Source organism: Pseudomonas sp. PA-6-3C (genome assembly GCF_021605825.1).
Classification (GTDB): domain Bacteria; phylum Pseudomonadota; class Gammaproteobacteria; order Pseudomonadales; family Pseudomonadaceae; genus Aquipseudomonas; species Aquipseudomonas edaphica.
This window is the reverse complement of the sequence record NZ_WKDV01000006.1, coordinates 114,800-133,061: the sequence shown is the minus strand read 5'-3', so window position 1 is coordinate 133,061 and position 18,262 is coordinate 114,800. Positions and strand designations below refer to the sequence as shown.

Annotated in this window: 15 protein-coding genes; 8 read left to right on the top strand and 7 right to left on the bottom strand. The window is 60.2% G+C overall.

Going from position 1 to position 18,262, the window contains the following annotated elements:
• Positions 1-284 precede the first annotated feature (284 nt).
• The 4 genes from hrpA to GIW48_RS06540 all read left to right on the top strand — a co-directional run bounded on the left by hrpA (position 285) and on the right by GIW48_RS06540 (position 6,525).
• The gene (gene hrpA / locus GIW48_RS06555) at positions 285-4,196 is read left to right on the top strand and encodes an ATP-dependent RNA helicase HrpA (protein WP_236460360.1); all 3,912 of its coding nucleotides are present in this window, start codon (positions 285-287) and stop codon (positions 4,194-4,196) included.
• Between the two features lie 241 nt (positions 4,197-4,437).
• Positions 4,438-5,559, top strand: a complete 1,122-nt coding sequence (locus GIW48_RS06550) for a beta-ketoacyl-ACP synthase III (RefSeq protein WP_099548843.1) — start codon at positions 4,438-4,440, stop codon at positions 5,557-5,559.
• 124 nt (positions 5,560-5,683) lie between these two features.
• A complete protein-coding gene (locus GIW48_RS06545; protein ID WP_016973332.1) occupies positions 5,684-6,298 on the top strand; it encodes an RNA polymerase sigma factor in 615 nt (204 codons plus the stop codon).
• Complete coding sequence (locus GIW48_RS06540) at positions 6,292-6,525, top strand: anti-sigma factor family protein (RefSeq protein ID WP_017134841.1); 234 nt, start codon at positions 6,292-6,294, stop codon at positions 6,523-6,525. Before GIW48_RS06545 ends, GIW48_RS06540 begins: the two co-directional genes overlap by 7 nt.
• 120 nt (positions 6,526-6,645) lie before the next feature.
• Here the strand turns inward: GIW48_RS06540 and GIW48_RS06535 are convergent, their stop codons facing one another.
• The gene (locus GIW48_RS06535) at positions 6,646-7,968 is read right to left on the bottom strand and encodes a putative porin (RefSeq protein WP_017134842.1); all 1,323 of its coding nucleotides are present in this window, start codon (positions 7,966-7,968) and stop codon (positions 6,646-6,648) included.
• 282 nt (positions 7,969-8,250) lie between these two features.
• On the opposite strand from GIW48_RS06535, the gene GIW48_RS06530 reads away from it, so the two are divergent.
• Complete coding sequence (locus GIW48_RS06530; protein ID WP_026013510.1) at positions 8,251-9,375, top strand: GNAT family N-acetyltransferase; 1,125 nt, start codon at positions 8,251-8,253, stop codon at positions 9,373-9,375.
• A gap of 11 nt (positions 9,376-9,386) precedes the next feature.
• Here the strand turns inward: GIW48_RS06530 and aqpZ are convergent, their stop codons facing one another.
• The 5 genes from aqpZ to GIW48_RS06505 form a co-directional block, all read right to left on the bottom strand.
• The gene (aqpZ, locus tag GIW48_RS06525) at positions 9,387-10,088 is read right to left on the bottom strand and encodes an aquaporin Z (protein WP_017134844.1); all 702 of its coding nucleotides are present in this window, start codon (positions 10,086-10,088) and stop codon (positions 9,387-9,389) included.
• Positions 10,089-10,369: 281 nt separating this feature from the next.
• Entirely contained in the window at positions 10,370-12,202 is a 1,833-nt protein-coding gene (locus tag GIW48_RS06520) for an ABC transporter ATP-binding protein (RefSeq protein ID WP_017134845.1), read from the bottom strand.
• Positions 12,203-12,284: 82 nt separating this feature from the next.
• Positions 12,285-12,848 carry a peptidylprolyl isomerase A gene (locus GIW48_RS06515; RefSeq protein ID WP_016979352.1) on the bottom strand — a complete coding sequence of 188 codons (564 nt, stop codon included), beginning with the start codon at positions 12,846-12,848 and terminating at the stop codon, positions 12,285-12,287.
• A 3-nt stretch (positions 12,849-12,851) separates the two neighbouring features.
• Positions 12,852-13,655: an alpha/beta fold hydrolase gene (locus GIW48_RS06510; RefSeq protein WP_017134846.1), complete on the bottom strand. Its 804-nt coding sequence runs from the start codon at positions 13,653-13,655 to the stop codon at positions 12,852-12,854.
• A gap of 14 nt (positions 13,656-13,669) precedes the next feature.
• The gene (locus GIW48_RS06505; RefSeq protein ID WP_017134847.1) at positions 13,670-14,593 is read right to left on the bottom strand and encodes a LysR family transcriptional regulator; all 924 of its coding nucleotides are present in this window, start codon (positions 14,591-14,593) and stop codon (positions 13,670-13,672) included.
• A 49-nt stretch (positions 14,594-14,642) separates the two neighbouring features.
• On the opposite strand from GIW48_RS06505, the gene GIW48_RS06500 reads away from it, so the two are divergent.
• The 3 genes from GIW48_RS06500 to GIW48_RS06490 all read left to right on the top strand — a co-directional run bounded on the left by GIW48_RS06500 (position 14,643) and on the right by GIW48_RS06490 (position 16,778).
• Positions 14,643-14,957, top strand: a complete 315-nt coding sequence (locus tag GIW48_RS06500) for a 3-phosphoglycerate kinase (RefSeq protein WP_138454187.1) — start codon at positions 14,643-14,645, stop codon at positions 14,955-14,957.
• A 151-nt stretch (positions 14,958-15,108) separates the two neighbouring features.
• On the top strand, positions 15,109-15,708 hold the full coding sequence (locus tag GIW48_RS06495; protein ID WP_017134849.1) for an FMN-dependent NADH-azoreductase: 600 nt from the start codon (positions 15,109-15,111) through the stop codon (positions 15,706-15,708).
• Between the two features lie 203 nt (positions 15,709-15,911).
• Positions 15,912-16,778: a carboxylate/amino acid/amine transporter gene (locus tag GIW48_RS06490; protein WP_017134850.1), complete on the top strand. Its 867-nt coding sequence runs from the start codon at positions 15,912-15,914 to the stop codon at positions 16,776-16,778.
• Between the two features lie 104 nt (positions 16,779-16,882).
• Here the strand turns inward: GIW48_RS06490 and GIW48_RS06485 are convergent, their stop codons facing one another.
• A complete protein-coding gene (locus GIW48_RS06485) occupies positions 16,883-18,181 on the bottom strand; it encodes a mechanosensitive ion channel family protein (protein WP_138453987.1) in 1,299 nt (432 codons plus the stop codon).
• Between the last annotated feature and the right edge of the window lie 81 nt (positions 18,182-18,262).

Sequence of the window (18,262 nt, the reverse complement as noted above, 5' to 3'; positions counted from 1 at the left end):
AACAACGTCTGTGCGAAGTGGGCTGTTGTGGCGAGCAGGCTTGCCCTGCGTTGGGCTGCGCAGCGGCCCCAAAAACAGACTCAGAGTTCTTTCAGGAGTATCTCGGTGTCTACAATGAGGCTGCTGCGCAGCCCAACGCAGGGCAAGCCTGCTCGCCACAGAGGAGCGTGGATTAAGACAGTTGCTCCCACATTTGATCCGGTTTACTTAGCCGTCTGCCAGATCAGCTGCTTTTCTGCCACACTTGCCGGCCGTGCATAAATAGACGACCTGCAAAGTACCTGATGACTGACCAAGCGCCCGCTATCGACCAACTGCTCAAAAACCTCGATCACGCCATGCTCGCCGACCGCCACCGCTTGCGGCGCCAGTTGCTTGAGCTGCGCAAGAAGCCCGACGAGCAGAAGCTGGCGCAGTGGGTTACGCGTATGCAGGCGTCCTGCGCCCAGGTCACCGCGCGGCGTGCCAGCCTGCCAGTGATTCGCTATGACGACAGCCTGCCGATCGCCGCCAAGCGCGACGAGATCAAGGCCGCGTTGCTCAAGCATCAGGTGCTGATCATTGCCGGTGAAACCGGTTCGGGTAAAACCACCCAGTTGCCGAAGATCTGCCTGGAGATCGGTCGCGGCCAGTACGGCCTGATCGGCCACACCCAGCCGCGCCGGATTGCTGCGCGCAGCGTTGCCAGCCGGGTTGCCGAAGAGCTTGCTACGCCATTGGGCGCGCTGGTCGGCTATCAGGTGCGTTTCGAAGATCAGAGTGACTCCAACACGCTGATCAAGCTGATGACCGACGGTATTTTGCTGGCGGAAACCCAGAACGACCGTTATCTGGAACGCTACGACACCATCATCGTCGACGAAGCCCACGAACGCAGCCTGAACATCGACTTCCTGCTCGGTTACCTGAAAACCCTGCTGCCGCGTCGCCCGGACCTGAAAGTCATCATCACCTCGGCGACCATCGACCTGGAGCGCTTTTCCAAGCACTTCGACGATGCGCCGATTGTCGAGGTCTCGGGCCGCACCTTCCCGGTCGACACCTGGTATCGCCCCCTGACGCTGGAGCAGGACGAGGAGGGCAACCGCGTCGAGGATGACTTGACGGTCGACCAGGCGATCCTCGCCACCCTCGACGAAATTGCCGCCTATGAGCGCAGCGAACGCCGCAGCCCCGGCGATGTGCTGGTGTTTTTGCCGGGCGAACGCGAAATTCGCGACGCCGCCGACATGCTGCGCAAGGCCCAGCTCAAGCACACTGAAATTCTGCCGCTCTACGCGCGCCTGTCGCCGGCCGAACAGCAGCGGATTTTCCAGTCCCACCCAGGCCGCCGCGTGGTGTTGGCGACCAACGTCGCGGAAACCTCGCTGACCGTGCCGGGCATTCGCTATGTGATCGACAGCGGCACCGCGCGCATTAGCCGCTACAGCTACCGCGCCAAGGTGCAGCGCCTGCCGATCGAGGCGATTTCCCAGGCCAGTGCCAACCAGCGTAAAGGCCGCTGCGGCCGGGTTGAGCCGGGCATTTGCATTCGCTTGTACAGCGAAGAAGATTTTATCGGCCGCCCGGAATTTACCGACCCGGAAATCCTGCGCACCAACCTCGCCGCCGTGATCTTGCAGATGCTGCACCTGCGCCTGGGCGAAATCACTGACTTCCCGTTTATCGAGCCGCCGGATGGCAAGGCGATCAGCGACGGTTTTAACCTGCTGCAAGAGCTCTCGGCAGTCGACCGCAACAGCCAGCTCACGCCCCTGGGCCGGCAGTTGGCGCGCTTGCCGGTGGACCCGCGCATGGGCCGCATGCTGCTCGAAGCGGCCAAGCTTGGCAGTTTGCAGGAAGTGTTGATTGTGGCCAGTGCCATGTCGATCCAGGACCCACGCGAGCGTCCGCCGGAGCGCCAGCAAGCCGCCGACCAGGCCCACGCGCAATGGAAGGATGCAGATTCGGACTTCGCCGGGCTGGTTAATCTGTGGCGCGGCTTTGAAGAACAGCGCCAGGCACTGACCGCCAGCCCGTTGCGTAACTGGTGCCGCAAGAACTTCCTGAATTACCTGCGCCTGCGCGAGTGGCGTGACTCCCATCGCCAGTTGAGCCTGATCTGCCGCGATATGCAGCTGACGGTCAACAAGGAGCCGGCCGACTTTGCGAAACTGCACAAGGCGGTGCTGTCCGGTTTACTCAGCCAGATCGGCCAGAAAACCGAAGACGGCGATTACCTCGGCGCACGGCAGCGGCGCTTCTGGATTCACCCATCTTCGGGCATCGGTAAAAAACGTCCGCAATGGCTGATGACCGCCGAACTGGTGGAAACCACCAAGCTGTATGCGCGCATGGTCGCCAAGATCGATGCCGACTGGATCGAGCCGCTGGCCGGGCACCTGATCAAGAAAAACCACTTCGAACCGCACTGGGAAAAGAAGCGCGGCCAAGTGGTGGCGTTTGAGCAGATCACCCTGTTCGGGCTGATTGTGGTCGGGCGCCGGCCGGTACATTACGGGCCGATTGACCCGGTGGTGTCCCGCGAGTTGTTTATTCGTGAAGGGTTGGTACGCGGCGAGATTCAATCCCGCGCCAAGTGCCTCACGGCCAACCAGCAACTGCTGGAACAGCTCGATGAACTGGAGGCCAAGGCCCGTCGTCGCGACATTCTGGCGGATGAAGAAACCCTGTACGCCTTTTATGACGCGCGCTTGCCGGCAGAGATCCACCAGACCGCCACGTTCGACAGTTGGTACAAGGTCAACAGCCAGAAAGACCCGCAACTGCTGATCATGCGTGAAGAGGACGTGCTGGCCCGCGAGGCCAGTGAAGTCACGGCCGCGCATTACCCCGACACCCTGCACCTGGGCGACCTGGAACTGGCCCTGAGTTACCACTTTGAACCCAACCACCCCCGCGACGGCGTAACCCTGCGCGTACCGGCGCCATTGCTGCCGGCGTTGCCGCCCGAGCGCCTGGAGTGGTTGGTGCCGGGTGTGATCGAAGCCAAGTGCATTGCGCTGGTGCGCAACTTGCCCAAGGCGCTGCGCAAGAACTTTGTGCCGGTGCCGGATTTCGTCAAGGCCGCCCTGCAACGTATCGAATTTGGCCAGGGCTCGTTGCCCCAGGCGCTGGGCCGCGAATTGCTGCGCATGACCGGCGCGCGGGTCAGCGATGAAGCCTGGGCCGAGGCGGCGCAGCAGGTGGAAAGCCACCTGAAGATGAACCTGGAGGTGGTTGACGGCCAGGGCAAGTTCCTGGGCGAAGGCCGCGACCTGGCCGAGCTGACCGCACGTTTCGCCGAGGCCAGCCAGGCCGCATTGGCTGTACCGCAAACCGCGAAAAGCCAACAGCCGGTGGAAGCCAAGGTGTTTGCCGCCGTGGCGGAAAAGACCCAGCAAAAGATTGCTGGCCTGTCGATGACGGTGTATCCGGCACTGGTCGAAGAAAACGGCACGGTCAAGGAAGGGCGTTTCTCCACTGCCGCCGAAGCCGAGTTTCAGCACCGCCGCGCCTTGCAGCGCCTGCTCATGCAGCAACTGGCGGAACCGGCAAAATTCCTGCGCGGCAAATTGCCTGGGTTGACTGAGCTGGGCCTGATGTACCGCGAGCTGGGGCGCATTGATGCGCTGGTGGAAGATATTCTGTTGGCCAGCCTCGACACCTGCGTGCTCGAAGGCGAAGCCAGCCTGCCGCGTGACGGCGCGGGTCTGGCTGCGTTGGCCGAACGCAAGCGCGGCAGTTGGACCGAACACGCCGAACGCCTGGCGCGCTTGACCCTGGACGTGCTGAAACTCTGGCATGGCTTGCAGAAACGCTTCAAAGGCAAGATCGACCTGGCCCAGGCGGTGGCGTTGAACGACATCAAACAGCAACTCAGCAACCTGGTGTATCCCGGTTTTGTGCGCGAAACCCCGGCGCAGTGGTTCAAGGAATTGCCGCGCTTTCTCAAGGCCATCGAGCTGCGCTTGGAGAAGTTGCCAAGCCAGGTGCAAAAGGATCGGGTCTGGAGCTCGGAATTGGGCGGCTTGTGGGCGCAGTACCAGAACCGCCTGAACAAACACGCCCAGGAAGGCAAGCGCGACCCGCAGCTGGAGCTTTACCGCTGGTGGTTGGAGGAATACAGGGTGTCGCTGTTTGCCCAGCAGTTGGGCACCAAGGTGCCGATTTCCGATAAGCGTTTGAGCAAACAGTGGAGCCTGGTCGAGGCCTGAGTTCTTCCTCGATCCTCCAGGCAACGCCCAACCCCTGTGGGGGTTAATCCTGGGGATGGCGCCAAATGCGCGAGGTTGTGGCAAACTTCGCAGTCATAAAGACCGGTAACGCCGCGAAACACTGTGGTGCGATGGGATAAAGCGTTGCCAGTTTGATGCCCGCTGGAGGGTATCGAACGAATTAAAGTTTGGTACGACGGTACCAATATCTTCTCTGCCTGACAGATTTAGAGGAACGACCGTGCATAACGTCGTCATCAGCGGCACTGGCCTGTACACCCCGGCCAACAGCATCTCCAACGAAGAGCTGGTGCAGTCTTTCAATGCTTACGTGCAACAGTTCAATTCAGACAACGCTGCCGCCATTGAGCGCGGTGACGTGCAGGCATTGACCGAGTCCAGCGCCGCCTTTATCGAGAAAGCGTCGGGCATCAAGAGCCGCTTTGTGATGGACAAGGACGGCATCCTTGACCCACAACGCATGGCCCCGCGCCTGCCCGAGCGCAGCAACGACGAGTGGTCGGTACTCTGCCAGATGGCCGTCGGCGCCGCCGAACAAGCCCTGCAGCGCGCCGGCAAGACCGCCGCCGACATCGATGGCGTGATTGTCGCCTGCTCCAACCTGCAGCGCGCCTACCCGGCCATCGCCATTGAAGTCCAGGAAGCCCTGGGCATCCAGGGTTTCGGCTTCGACATGAACGTGGCGTGTTCTTCGGCCACCTTCGGCATCCAGAACGCTGCCAACAGCATTCAGTTGGGCCAGGCCCGGGCGATCCTGATGGTCAACCCGGAAGTCTGCACCGGCCACTTGAATTTTCGCGACCGCGACAGCCATTTCATCTTCGGTGATGCGGCCACGGCGGTGATTCTTGAGCGTGCTGATCTGGCGACCTCCGAGCACCAGTTCGACGTGGTCAGCACCAAGCTGCTGACCAAGTTTTCCAATAACATCCGCAACAATTTCGGTTTCCTCAACCGTACCGCCGAAGAAGGCATCGGCGCGCCGGACAAGCTGTTCGTGCAGGAAGGCCGCAAAGTCTTCCGTGATGTCTGCCCGATGGTTGCCGAGTTGATCGGTGTACACCTGCAAGAAAACCAACTGAGCGTGACCGACGTGAAGCGCTTCTGGCTGCACCAGGCCAACCTGAGCATGAACCACCTGATTGTGAAGAAGCTGCTGGGCCGCGAAGCCTCGGTGGAAGAAGCGCCGGTGATCCTTGATACATACGCCAATACCAGCTCGGCGGGCTCGGTGATCGCGTTTCACACCTATCAGGACGATCTGCCCAAGGGCTCGGTTGCAGTGCTCAGCTCGTTCGGTGCGGGTTACTCGATCGGCAGCGTGATCCTGCGCAAGCGCTAATCTTGTGGGAGCTGGCTTGCCTGCGATGGCATCACTGTGGTGTGACTGATCCACCGAGGTGCTTGCATCGCAGGCAAGCCAGCTCCCACATTGATCCTATTTCCAAGGCAAGATCGAGGTTTGAATGGCAGCAGCGGACGACGCGCACCTGCTTGAACGGCTGCTCAAGGGCGAGCAGCGGGCCTACAAGGAACTGGTCACTACCTATCAGAGCGCCATGCGCGCGGTTGCCTATGCCATTGTCGGCCAGCGCCACGCCGATGAAGTGGTGCAAGACGCCTGGTTGTCAGTGGTACGCAACCTGGCCAAGTTCGAAGGGCGCTCCAGCCTCAAAACCTGGCTGCTGACCATCACCGCCAATTCTGCCAAGGGCCGCTACAAACAGAATCGCCGGGAAGTATTGCTCGACGATTTGCCTTCGCCCCACGGCACCATTGGCGATGACCGCTTCGTCCCCGACGACGGCCACTGGGCCGTTGCGCCTTACGCCTGGCACCAGGACACCCCGGAAGCCTTGCTGACCGAGGATGAACTGCGCAAATGCCTGGAGCATACAATCCTGAGCTTGTCGGAGCTGCAAAGCAGCGTACTGGTGTTGCGTGAACGTCAGGGCCTGGAGTTGGAGGAGATTTGTAATCTTCTGACCCTCTCGCTCTCCAATGTCCGTGTGCTGTTGCATCGAGCACGGCTTAAAGTCTTCGCCACGGTGGAGCATTTTGAGGAAACGGGCGAATGTTGACCTGTAAGGAACAAGTGGCGCGGTCCAGTGACTACCTCGATGGGCAATTGACCTTTCGAGAGCGTTTGCTGGTGCGTCATCACTTGATGTTCTGCCCCAACTGCCGGCGATTTATTCGTCAGATGCGCCTGATGCAGGCGACTTTGAAGATCATGCCGGAGGAGCCGGTAAAGGACGCTGATGCACTGGCTGATCGGCTGGTGGCCGAAAGGCTCAAAGATCAGTAACGGTGGGAAAGAGGCAGGCTCGCGTGGGTGAGTCTAACGGATGATGGGGATCGACCCACCCACGCAAGGCTGTTGAAACCCCCTCGGGCCGTCCTGGCCCAAGGGTTATTGCATGCACATTTAGAACTTGGCTTCAGCATCCAACTGCAAGGTGTTGGTGTTGGCATCACGCTGCGTGCGGCTGGCGTAGTCAGCCTTGGTCAGGAAGTACGTGGCGCCGAGGGCGAAGTTCTTGTCGATGTCGTAGCTGACTTTGAGCTTGTGACCGCGCGAACCGGTGGTGCCGTTGGCGAAGTCCGAATCGGTGAAGGCGCCAACCACTGCATCACGTTGCGTATCGCGGTAGTTGTAGTCCAGGTTGAAACCGAACACCTTGGATTTGGCACCGATCAACCAGGCGGTGTCCTGGTCGGTCACCGCATCGTTGTTTTTCACGTACTGGCCGTAGAACGCCAAAGGCACGGCCAGGCCGCCGATGTCGGCTTGGGCAAAGCCTTCATAAAGACGGAATTCGTTGTTGGCCGAGTTGCCGTTGACCGCCAGCGCGCATGGCGTGGTGGTGGTTGTGCAGCGGCTGTCCTTGTCGTTCTGGTAGGCGTAGACGCTGCCGCCCAGGGTCATTTTCAGGTTGTCGGTGAGCGAGAAGCGCGTGCCCAACTGGCCGGAGGTCAGGCGCAGGTCGTGGCGAAATTGCACGCCGTCGCCGTCTACGTTGTCCTTGAGGTTGTAGTTACCCAGGCTGCCGAACAGCTCGGCGCTGCCGCCCAATGGGTACTTGTAGGTGACGGCCAGGCCTTCAGGGTTGATGTCGCTATCCCAGATCACGTCGCCCATGTTTACCCACGGCTGCAGCATCTTGCCGCCGATCACGTGCAGGTTCTTGATCTGGTCCGGGTGGTAGTCGATGTAGCCCAGGTCCAGCCAGATCGACTTCTTGTCGAAGTAGTTGTCCTGGTCCTGGTTGGTGGAGCGCGCGTCGTCGCTGCTGCCGGTGGCTACGCGGATGCCGGTGTCGACCTGGGAGTTGATTTCGGTGTAGGCACCCAGGCGGGCACGGATGCGCTGACGGTCTTTGTCGCGGCCGCCGTTGTTGGATTCGCCCTGGATCTTCACGGTTTCCTGACGGAAGCGCACATCACCCTTGAGCTGAGTGCGTGCGGCCCAGGCCAGCTTCTGATCGAAGACGCTGAGGTCGTTGGTTTTTTTCGCGGTGGCCGCGATCTGCTCGTTGGTCTCTTGTTGAGCTTGCTGTGCGATCTGCTTTTCTTTCTGGTCCTTGGCTAATTCCGTTTGCAGTTCGGTGTACTGCGCAGCGGTGATCTGGCCGTTGGCCTTGAGCATGTCGAGCAATTTAGCGTCGACTGCAGCGCTGGCCGGAACGCTCAGGGCCAGCAACAGGCCGCCACACAGGGCCGCCGCAGTTTTAGTGGAAGCAAGACGCATATCAATCTCCGAAAGTGAGGAGGGATGGCAAACCATCCAGGACACAACCGACCGATGACGGACGGAAAATAGCCGCCTGGTAGAACCAGGCGCTCTAAAAACAGGCGTCAGTATCGCGATCGTTTATGACGGAGTAGTGGCTAAGTGATTTCACCTAGATGACAAATTATTTAATCTGGAACTAATTGTTTCGAGGTTTGTCGCGCTCGTTTCGAGGTGTGCCTGGCGCCGCGATAGGCGATACTCGCCAGGCTTTCACGCCAAGAAACAGTGAGGATGCCGATGCCGCTGCAACGCCTGGACAAGCTGTCTGCAATTGCCCCGCAAGTCTGGGATGCCCTGGTGCCGCAGGCCCAACCCTTTGTGCGGCACGCCTTTCTGAGTGCCCTGGAAGACAGCGCCAGCCTGGGCCCGCAGTCCGGTTGGCAGCCCGAGCATTTGCTGCATTGGGAAGGCGAGCGGCTGGTGGCGGCCCTGCCCAGCTACCGCAAGTGGCACTCCTACGGCGAGTACGTGTTTGATCATGGCTGGGCGGATGCGTGCGCGCGCGCGGGCATCGAGTACTACCCCAAGTTGCTGACGGCGGTGCCGTTCAGTCCGGTGAGTGGCCCACGTTTGTTGGCCAGGAATGCCGAGGACGGGGTTGAACTGCTGGGTAGCTTGCCCGGGTATCTGGAAATCGAAGGGCTCTCCAGTGCCCATATCAACTTCACCGACCCGTTGGCCGATGCCGCATTGGCTGGGCAGGCGGGTTGGTTGCAGCGCCTGGGCTGCCAGTTCCACTGGCAAAACCGCGGCTATCGCGACTTCCAGGACTTCCTCGATGCCTTGAGTTCACGCAAGCGCAAACAAATGCGCAAAGAGCGCGAGCAAGTGGCGGGGCAGGGCATCGATTTTGAATGGTTGCAAGGCCACGAGTTAAGCGAGGCGCAGTGGGATTTTGTCTACGCCTGTTACGCCAACACCTACGCGGTGCGTCGCCAGTCACCCTACCTGACCCGCGCCTTTTTCAGCCTGCTGGCCGAACGCATGCCCGAGGCGATCCGCGTGGTGCTGGCCAAACAAGGCGCACGCCCGGTGGCCATGGCCTTCAGCCTGATCGGTGGCGACAGTTTCTATGGCCGCTACTGGGGCTGCCTCGCGGAGTTCGACCGCCTGCACTTCGAAACCTGCTTCTACCAAGGCATGGACTACGCCATCGCCCACGGCCTGCAACGTTTTGACGCTGGCGCCCAGGGCGAACACAAGTTGATTCGCGGCTTTGAACCGGTGATCACACGGTCATGGCACTACCTGCGCCATCCGGGTTTGAAGAATGCCGTGGAAGACTTCCTGGAGCGCGAGCGGGTTGGGATTCTGGCGTATGCCGAAGAGGCAAGGGCAGCCCTGCCTTATCGGCAGGGCTGAACCCGTTTGCCTCAGGCTGGCTGCTCCTTGCCCAGCCATCGATAGGTCACGCCGCCGATTACAGCACCGAGGATCGGCGCCAGCCAGAACATCCACAACTGCTGGATCGCCCATCCGCCAACGATCAGTGCCGGGCCGGTACTGCGGGCCGGGTTGACCGAAGTGTTGGTCACGGGAATGGAGATCAAGTGGATCAAGGTCAAGGCCAGGCCGATGGCGATGGGTGCAAGACCCGGCGGAGCACGACGGTCGGTGGCGCCGAGGATGATCAGCACGAACATCGCCGTCATCACCAGCTCACAGACAAACCCCGCAGCCATCGAGTAGCCACCCGGCGAATGCTCGCCGTAGCCGTTGGAGGCCAGGCCCGACGCCAGTTCGAACCCCGGCTTGCCACTGGCAATGAAGTACAACAGCGCAGCGGCGACAGTGGCGCCGATTACCTGCGCGACGATGTAAGCCGGTAACTCCCTGGCCGGAAACCGCCCGCCCACGACCAGCCCCACTGACACTGCCGGGTTGAGGTGGCACCCGCTGATATGCCCGATGGCAAACGCCATGGTCAGCACCGTCAGCCCGAAGGCCAGGGCCACACCGAGGAACCCGATCCCGACGGCGGGAAACGCTGCGGCCAACACCGCACTCCCGCAACCGCCCAACACCAGCCAAAACGTACCTAACCCCTCTGTGATTGAACGTTTGAACAAAGACATGCGACACGTCCTTGATAGATAGCTCTACCGAATCAGCAAATCAGTGATGCTCCCTGCAGATTTACTTCAGCGCCCCTCTAGGCACTGCACTGATTACAGCACGCTTTTGATACAAATCCAGGCCATAAAAAAAGCGCCAGGGGCCCGTGGATTAGGGGCTTGGCGCTGATTAAAGGTGGGAGCTGGCTTGCCTGCGATTGCGGTGTGCCAGATAACCAATTCGGTACTGACAGTGCGCTATCGCAGGCAAGCCAGCTCCCACACTGTTTTGCGGTGTGTTTTTAATCGATGCCGACGAACCCACCCGTTTGGTGCTGCCACAACCTGGCATACAAGCCGCCATGGGCCAGCAGTTCGGCATGGCTGCCGGTCTCGGCAATCTGGCCTTTCTCCAGCACTACCAGCCGGTCCATGCGCGCAATGGTCGACAACCGGTGCGCAATCGCAATCACCGTCTTGCCTTGCATTAAGGTCTCCAGGCTTTCCTGAATCGCCGCTTCCACTTCCGAATCGAGTGCCGAGGTGGCCTCGTCCATGATCAGAAGCGGCGCGTCCTTGAGCAGCACCCGCGCAATGGCAATGCGCTGACGTTGCCCGCCCGAGAGTTTCACCCCGCGCTCGCCCACGTGCGCATCCAGCCCTGTGCGCCCTTCGGCATCCGACAGCAGCGGGATGAATTCATCGGCGCGGGCTTTGTGGATGGCGGCGTTGAGTTCCTCATCGGTGGCATCCGGCTTGCCGTACAGCAAGTTGTCACGGATCGAGCGGTGCAGCAGCGAGGTGTCCTGGGTGATCATGCCGATCTGTGCCCGCAAGGACTCCTGGGCGACTTCGGCGATGTTCTGGCCGTCGATCAGGATGCGCCCGCCTTGCAGGTCGTACAGGCGCAGCAGCAAGTTGACCAGGGTTGATTTGCCCGCGCCGGAGGGGCCGATCAGGCCGATTTTCTCACCGGCTTTGATCTGAAGGTTCAGGCCGCCAATGATCCCGCTCTTTTTGCCATAGTGGAAATCCACCTGCTCGAAACGCACTTCGCCGTGCGGCACGTTCAGGCGCGGGGCATTGTCGCGGTCGGTCACTGCCAGCGGTGCAGCGATGGTTTTCAGGCCGTCCTGCACCATGCCGATGTTTTCGAAGATGCCGTTGACCACCCACATGATCCAGCCGGACATGTTGACGATACGGATCACCAGGCCTGTGGCGAGGGCGATGGCGCCCACCGAAATCAGTGACTGCGTCCACAGCCACAATGCCAGGCCGGTGGTGGTGACGATCAGCACGCCGTTCAAGGTGCAGATCACCACGTCCATGCTGGTGAGCACGCGCGCGGCCAACTGGGTTTTTTCGGTCTGCTCGATGATCGCTTCCTTGGCGTATTCCTGCTCATTTTGCGTATGGGCGAACAGCTTCAAGGTGGTGATGTTGGTGTAGCCGTCGACAATGCGGCCCATCAATTTGGAGCGCGCCTCGGAGGAAATCACCGAGCGTTCTTTCACGCGAGGCACGAAGTAACGCAACGCAAGGCTGTAAAGAATGATCCAGGTGATCAGCGGGATCATCAGGCGCCAGTCCGCCTCGGCAAACAGCACCAGGGCGCTGATGGCGTAGATCGACACATGCCAGATGGCTTCCGCCGTCGCCACTGCCGAATCGCGCAAGGAGTTGCCGGTTTGCATGATGCGCTGGGCAATGCGCCCGGCGAAATCGTTCTGGAAGAAGTTCAAGCTCTGCTTGAGTACGTAGCTATGGTTCTGCCAGCGGATCAGGCTGGTCATGCCTGGGTTGATGGTCTGGTGCACCAGTAAGTCATGCAGGCCATTGAAGATCGGGCGCAGCAGCAGGGCAACCACGGCCATCCAGATCAGCTCGGCGCTGTGAATCTGGAAGAAGTTGGCGGGCGGCGTGCCTTGGGCCAAATCGATAATGCGGCTGAGGTAGCTGAACAATGCCACTTCGATCAACGCGCCGATCAGGCCGACCACCAGCAAGGCGGCAAAACTTGGCCACACCTGGCGCAGGTAGTAGAGGTAGAAGGGCAGGACTTTATCAGGAGGGGCGGCGCTGGGAGCGTCGCGGAAAATGTCGATCAGTTGTTCAAAGCGACGATAGAGCATTCAGTCTGACGCCCGCGTTGCGGGCTCTCCTTTCAAATGCGCACGCGGCGTTGTGGGCCGCGTGCGGAGCTTGCTGCGGACCTCAGTCGATGCGCTTGGCCGACTTGATCACAACAGGATCGATTGGCACGTTCTGCATGCCTTGCTTGGTAGTGGTTTGCGAGTTGACGATGACGTCGACGACGTCCATGCCCTTGACCACCTTGGCGAACACGGCATAACCCGCATCGCGGCCAGGGTCGAGGAAGGCATTGTCAGCCACGTTGATGAAGAATTGGCTGGTGGCCGAATTTGGATCGTTGGTGCGTGCCATCGACAAGGTGCCACGAACGTTATGCAGGCCGTTGCTGGCTTCGTTCTTGATCGGTGCTTCGGTCGGCTTCTGCGACATCTGCGCGGTGAAACCGCCGCCCTGGACCATGAAACCCGGGATCACGCGGTGGAAAATGGTGTTGGTGTAGAAGCCTTTGTCGACATAGGCCAGGAAGTTCTTGGTACTGATCGGCGCCTTGACCGGGTCCAGTTCGATTTCAATGTCGCCATTGGTGGTGGTGATCAGGACGTGAGGGGCCTTGGCAGGCTCAGCAGCCATCAGGTTGGCTGCGAACAATACGGAGCCGGCAAAGAAGGCGATTTTTTTCAGCATGGGTCAGTGATCCTGGGTAGTGGTTTCGACTGTCTTTAGAAAATCGAGCAAGGTAGCGTTAAAGACTTCGGGTTGATCCAAGGGCGTGGCATGGCGGGAATCTTCGATTACCACCAGCCGCGCATCGGGCAGCAGTTTTACATAGTTTTCTTTCTGCGCCACGGGGGTGTAGTCGTGGTCGGCGCTGATGACCAGGGTAGGACAGGTAATTCTGGAAAGTTGTTCCTGCACGCCCCAGCCGACAATCGCATCGAAGCTGGCGAGATAAGCACGTTTGTCGTTTTTTGCCCAGCGTTCGGCCATTTTGCGCCGCAGGTCGGCTTGCTCGGGTTTGGGGAACAGCCGATCGCCCAGCGCTTTGCCGATGGTGGCAAGGCTAAGCACGCGCGCCAGGCTCCAGCGCTTGGCCCATTGCCAGTAATCATCGGCGCTGCGCACCTTGACCTCGGGCGCGCTGTTGACGATGCACAGGCTCTTGACCTGAGCGGGGTCGTCCACGGCCAGCTGGAATGCGATCATGCCGCCCATGGATAAACCCACCACATGGGCGGGCGGCAGGTTCAGGTGTTCGATCAACGCCACCAGATCGAAGGTAAAACCCTGGATGCTGTAGCGTTCGCGGGGTTTGTCGGAGCGACCGTGACCGCGTATATCCACCACGATCAGGCGGTAATGCCGGGCCAGGACCGGAATCTGCAGTTCCCAATCCTGGCTGCTGGAGCCCAGGCCGTGGATCAGGATCAGCGGAGCGCCGTGACCGTATTCCTCGTAATGCAGGCTGCAGCCTTCGTGGTCGAACCAGGCCATGGGTGAACTCCGTTTCAGGCTTGCTGGGGGGCGGCGAAAGGTGCGTCCAGGGGAGCGGTGTCGAAGGTGCGCAACAAATCGATAAGAATCTGCGTGGCCGGCCCCAGGGGTTTGTCTTTGTTCGAGTACAGGTAGAACGTCGGGTTGCGGCTGCCGCCCTTTTCCAATGGCAGCTGCTTGAGCAGGCCATCCTTGAGTTCGCGTTCGATCAGGTGTCGGGGCAACCAGGCGAAGCCCAGGCCGCTGCTGACGAAGGTGGCGGCGGTGGGCAAGCTGCCGACGGTCCAGCGCTGTTCGGCGCCGAGCCAGCCGACGTCGCGCGGCTGCTGGCGGCCAGAGTCACGGATCACCACTTGCATCTGGCTTTCCAGGTCCTGGAAGCTCAACTCGCGGTTCAGGCGATGCAGTGAGTGGTCGGGGTGGGCCACAGCGATAAATTCCACGTCGCTCATTTCGGTGCCCAGGTAGCCTGGAATGATGAAGCCGCTGATGGCCAGGTCCGCCATGCCATCCATCAACAGCTCTTCAACGCCCGACAGCACTTCTTCACGCAGGCGCACGCGGCAGCCACGGCTTTGCGGCATAAAGGCGGTGAGCGCCCGCACCAGGCGTGCATTCGGGTAGGCGGCGTCCACCACCAGGCGTACTTCGGCTTCCCAGCCCTGTTCCATATGATGGGCGAGGTCTTCCAGTTGGCTGGCGTTTTTGACCAGTTGCCGCGAGCGGCGCAACAGCACTTCACCGGCCTCGGTGAGCACGGCCTTGCGTCCGTCGATGCGCAGCAATGGCACGCCGAGCTGGTCTTGCATGCGGGCCACGGTGTAGCTCACCGAGGACTGCGAACGGTGCAGTGCTTCAGCCGCCTGGGCGAAGCCGCCGTGGTCGACCACGGCCTGCAGCGTGCGCCATTGATCGAGGGTAACGCGGGGCGCTTTCAAGATGAGCTCCTCTTGTCCTAAGCTGGCGGTCCTTATTGGAGACTGCCGAATGAGAAAATTCTGTTGTGTGTTGCTGGCGCTGCTGCCGATGGGCGCGTTTGCATTCAGCACCGATGTGACGAAAGACATTCAGGGTGTGAAGATCGATTACAGCGCCTCGGATGTCGACAGCAATATTAGTTCGATCCGACTGACCAATTACGGCTCAAATGATGCGGAGTGCAAGGTGCGTTTTACCAACGGCCCGGAAGCCCCGCGTACTCGCAAGGTCACAGTTGCGGCGGGGAAAACCACCAACACCACGGTGAATTTCAGCCGCGCCATTATCAAAATGCGTATCGCACTGACCTGCACCCCAAAATAAACCGACAGCGGAGCATGCCCACAGCAATACTCCGCTTATAAACAAATTTATAGATGGGTTATAGCAGTTTTTTACGCTTTTTTATCGAATTGGCTCTGTTTAATCTTCACTCCATCGTCTTACAGCATTTACAGATGGAGCCTACCCAGCCATGTCCAATGTTCTGATCATCGAAAGCAGCGCCCGCCAGCAGGATTCGATCTCCCGCCAGCTGACTCAACAGTTCATCAGCCAATGGCAGGCCGCCCACCCGGCGGATCAGATCACTGTGCGTGATGTGGCCCTCAACCCGGTTCCGCACCTGGACGCCAACCTGCTCGGCGGCTGGATGAAACCCGCCGACCAGCGCAGCCGCGTCGAGCAGGCGTCCCTGGACCGCTCCAACGAACTGACCGACGAATTGCTCGCCGCCGATGTGCTGGTGATGGCCGCGCCGATGTACAACTTCGCCATTCCCAGCACCCTCAAAGCCTGGCTGGACCACGTGTTGCGTGCCGGTGTGACCTTCAAGTACACCGCCACCGGCCCGCAGGGTTTGCTGACCGGCAAGCGCGCCATTGTGCTGACCGCACGCGGTGGCATCCACACCGGCGCCAGCTCCGACCATCAGGAACCGTACCTGCGTCAGGTCATGGCCTTTATCGGGATTCATGACGTCACCTTCATTCATGCCGAAGGCGTGAACTTGAGCGGTGACTTCCAGGAGAAGGGCATCAACCACGCCAAAGCGCTGCTGGCACAGGTCGCCTGACGTTTTAATCGTCACATAATCGCGTGGTGTTTATATCGCTCCACGCAAACCCTTCAAGTACGCGTATCGAACCTCCCTTTGCACTTGTTGCTCCTGAGTGCTCCTGCCCGACTGCCGCTTTAGCGAGGTCGGGTTTTTTTTGCCTTGAGTTTCAGTAAACGGCGAAAACCTTTAATGTCCCGCCCATTCGAAACGAGGCGCGCATGGGCTACTTACTGGTTGTCACCCTGATTCAGGCATTTTCCTTCAGCTTGATCGGCGAATACCTCGCCGGTCACGTCGACAGCTACTTCGCCGTGCTGGTGCGCGTGGTATTGGCCGGGTTGATCTTCATCCCGCTGACCCGTTGGCGTTCGGTGGCGCCACCCTTCATGCGCGGCATGTTGCTGATCGGTGCGCTGCAGTTCGGCGTGACCTATGTATGCCTTTACTTGAGCTTTCGCGTACTTACGGTGCCGGAAGTGTTGCTGTTCACCATCCTCACGCCGTTGCACGTGACCCTGATCGAAGACGCGCTTAACCGCCGATTCAACTCTTGGGCGCTGATTGCTGCGCTGGTTGCCGTGGGCGGCGCGGCGGTGATTCGCTTCGACCAGATCACGCCGAACTTCCTGATGGGCTTCTTGCTGCTGCAACTGGCCAACTTCACCTACGCCGCCGGGCAGGTGATGTACAAGCACCTGGTGGCGCGTTATCCGAGCGACCTGCCGCACTACCGGCGCTTCGGCTACTTCTACCTGGGCGCCTTGATCGTGGTGCTGCCGGCATTTCTGCTGTTCGGGAAAAGCAACTTTTTGCCCGAAGCGCCGCTGCAATGGGGCGTACTGGTGTTCCTTGGGCTGGTCAGCACTGCGCTGGGCATGTACTGGTGGAACAAAGGCGCCTGCCTGGTCAACGGCGGTACATTGGCGGTGATGAACAACCTGCATGTGCCGGTGGGGTTGTTGCTGAACCTGCTGATCTGGAATCAGCACGAGCCGCTGGGGCGCTTGGCGTTGGGAGGTTTGGTGATTCTGGGGGCGGTGTGGATCAGTCGCTTGGGTGTGCGCAAGGTGCCGGTCATAAGCTGATCCAGATGTGGGAGCGGCCCGCGATAGGGGGTGTCAGTCGGCAAATATTTCGACTGATACACCGCTATCGCGGGCAAGCCCGCTCCCACAGGGAATGGATGGCGTCAGGCAGATTCGTTTTCCAGGGCTGGCAAATGGCTGGCCCCCAACACCGCCGGCACCATCCCCGCGCGCAAATCATTGCCACTCGGCTGCTGATACAGGCTCAAGCCAAACTCCGGCAACACCGCCAGCAAATAATCAAAGATATCGCCCTGGATGCGCTCGTAATCGGCCCACGCCGTGGTGCGGGTGAAGCAGTAGATTTCCAGCGGCACGCCTTGGGCGGTGGTTTGCATCTGGCGCACCATGCAGGTCATGTTCGGCTGGATGTCCGGGTGGCTTTTCAGGTACGCCAGGGCGTAGGCGCGGAAGGTGCCGAGGTTGGTCATGCGGCGGCGGTTGGCCGACAGTTGCGCACTATGGCCCTGAGCTGCGTTCCAGGCCTTGAGTTCGGCCTGCTTGCGGCTGATGTAGTCGGTGAGCAGGTGTACCTGGGTCATGCGCACTTCTTCGTCGTCGCGCAAAAAGCGCACGCCGCTGGCGTCGATATACAGGCTGCGTTTGATGCGGCGCCCGCCGGAAGCCTGCATGCCGCGCCAGTTTTTGAACGACTCGGACATCAGGCGCCAAGTGGGGATCGAGACAATGGTTTTGTCGAAGTTCTGCACCTTGACCGTGTGCAGGGTGATATCCACCACGTCACCGTCGGCGCCGACCTGAGGCATCTCGATCCAGTCGCCGACCCGCAGCATGTCGTTGCTGGTCAGCTGCACGCTGGCCACAAACGACAGCAGCGTGTCCTTGTACACCAACAAAATCACCGCTGACATTGCACCCAGACCCGAGAGCAGCAACAGCGGCGAACGGTCGATCAAGGTAGCGACGATGATGATCGCGGCGAACACGAACAGCACCATCTTTGCCAACTGCACATAGCCCTTGATCGAGCGGGTGCGGGCATGTTCGGTGCGCGCGTAGATATCCAGCAAGGCGTTGAGCAGGGCGCTCACGGCCAGCGTCATGAACAGGATGGTGAACGCCAGCGCCACATTGCCGATAAACAGGGTGGCGGTCTTGCTCAGGTCGGGTACCAGGTACAGGCCGAACTGGATCACCAGCGAGGGCGTCATTTGCGCCAGGCGGTGGAAGACTTTGTTATGCCGCAGGTCATTGAGCCAGTGCAGCGCCGGTTGCCGGCCGAGCAGTTTGACGGCGTGGAGGATGAGGTAGCGTGCTACCCGTCCGACCAATAGGGCGACTACCAGCAGTATCAGCAAACCCAGGCTGGCATGCAGCAGCGGGTGTTCATCGAGGGCGCCCCAAAGGTCTTGGACGTTGAGCCAGAGCTGTTTGATATCCATGGGTAAAACCGATTCTTCTGTAAGACAACACGGGTCGATTAGAGCATTTATGTGCAACAAAGTTGGTTTTGCGGACAAATC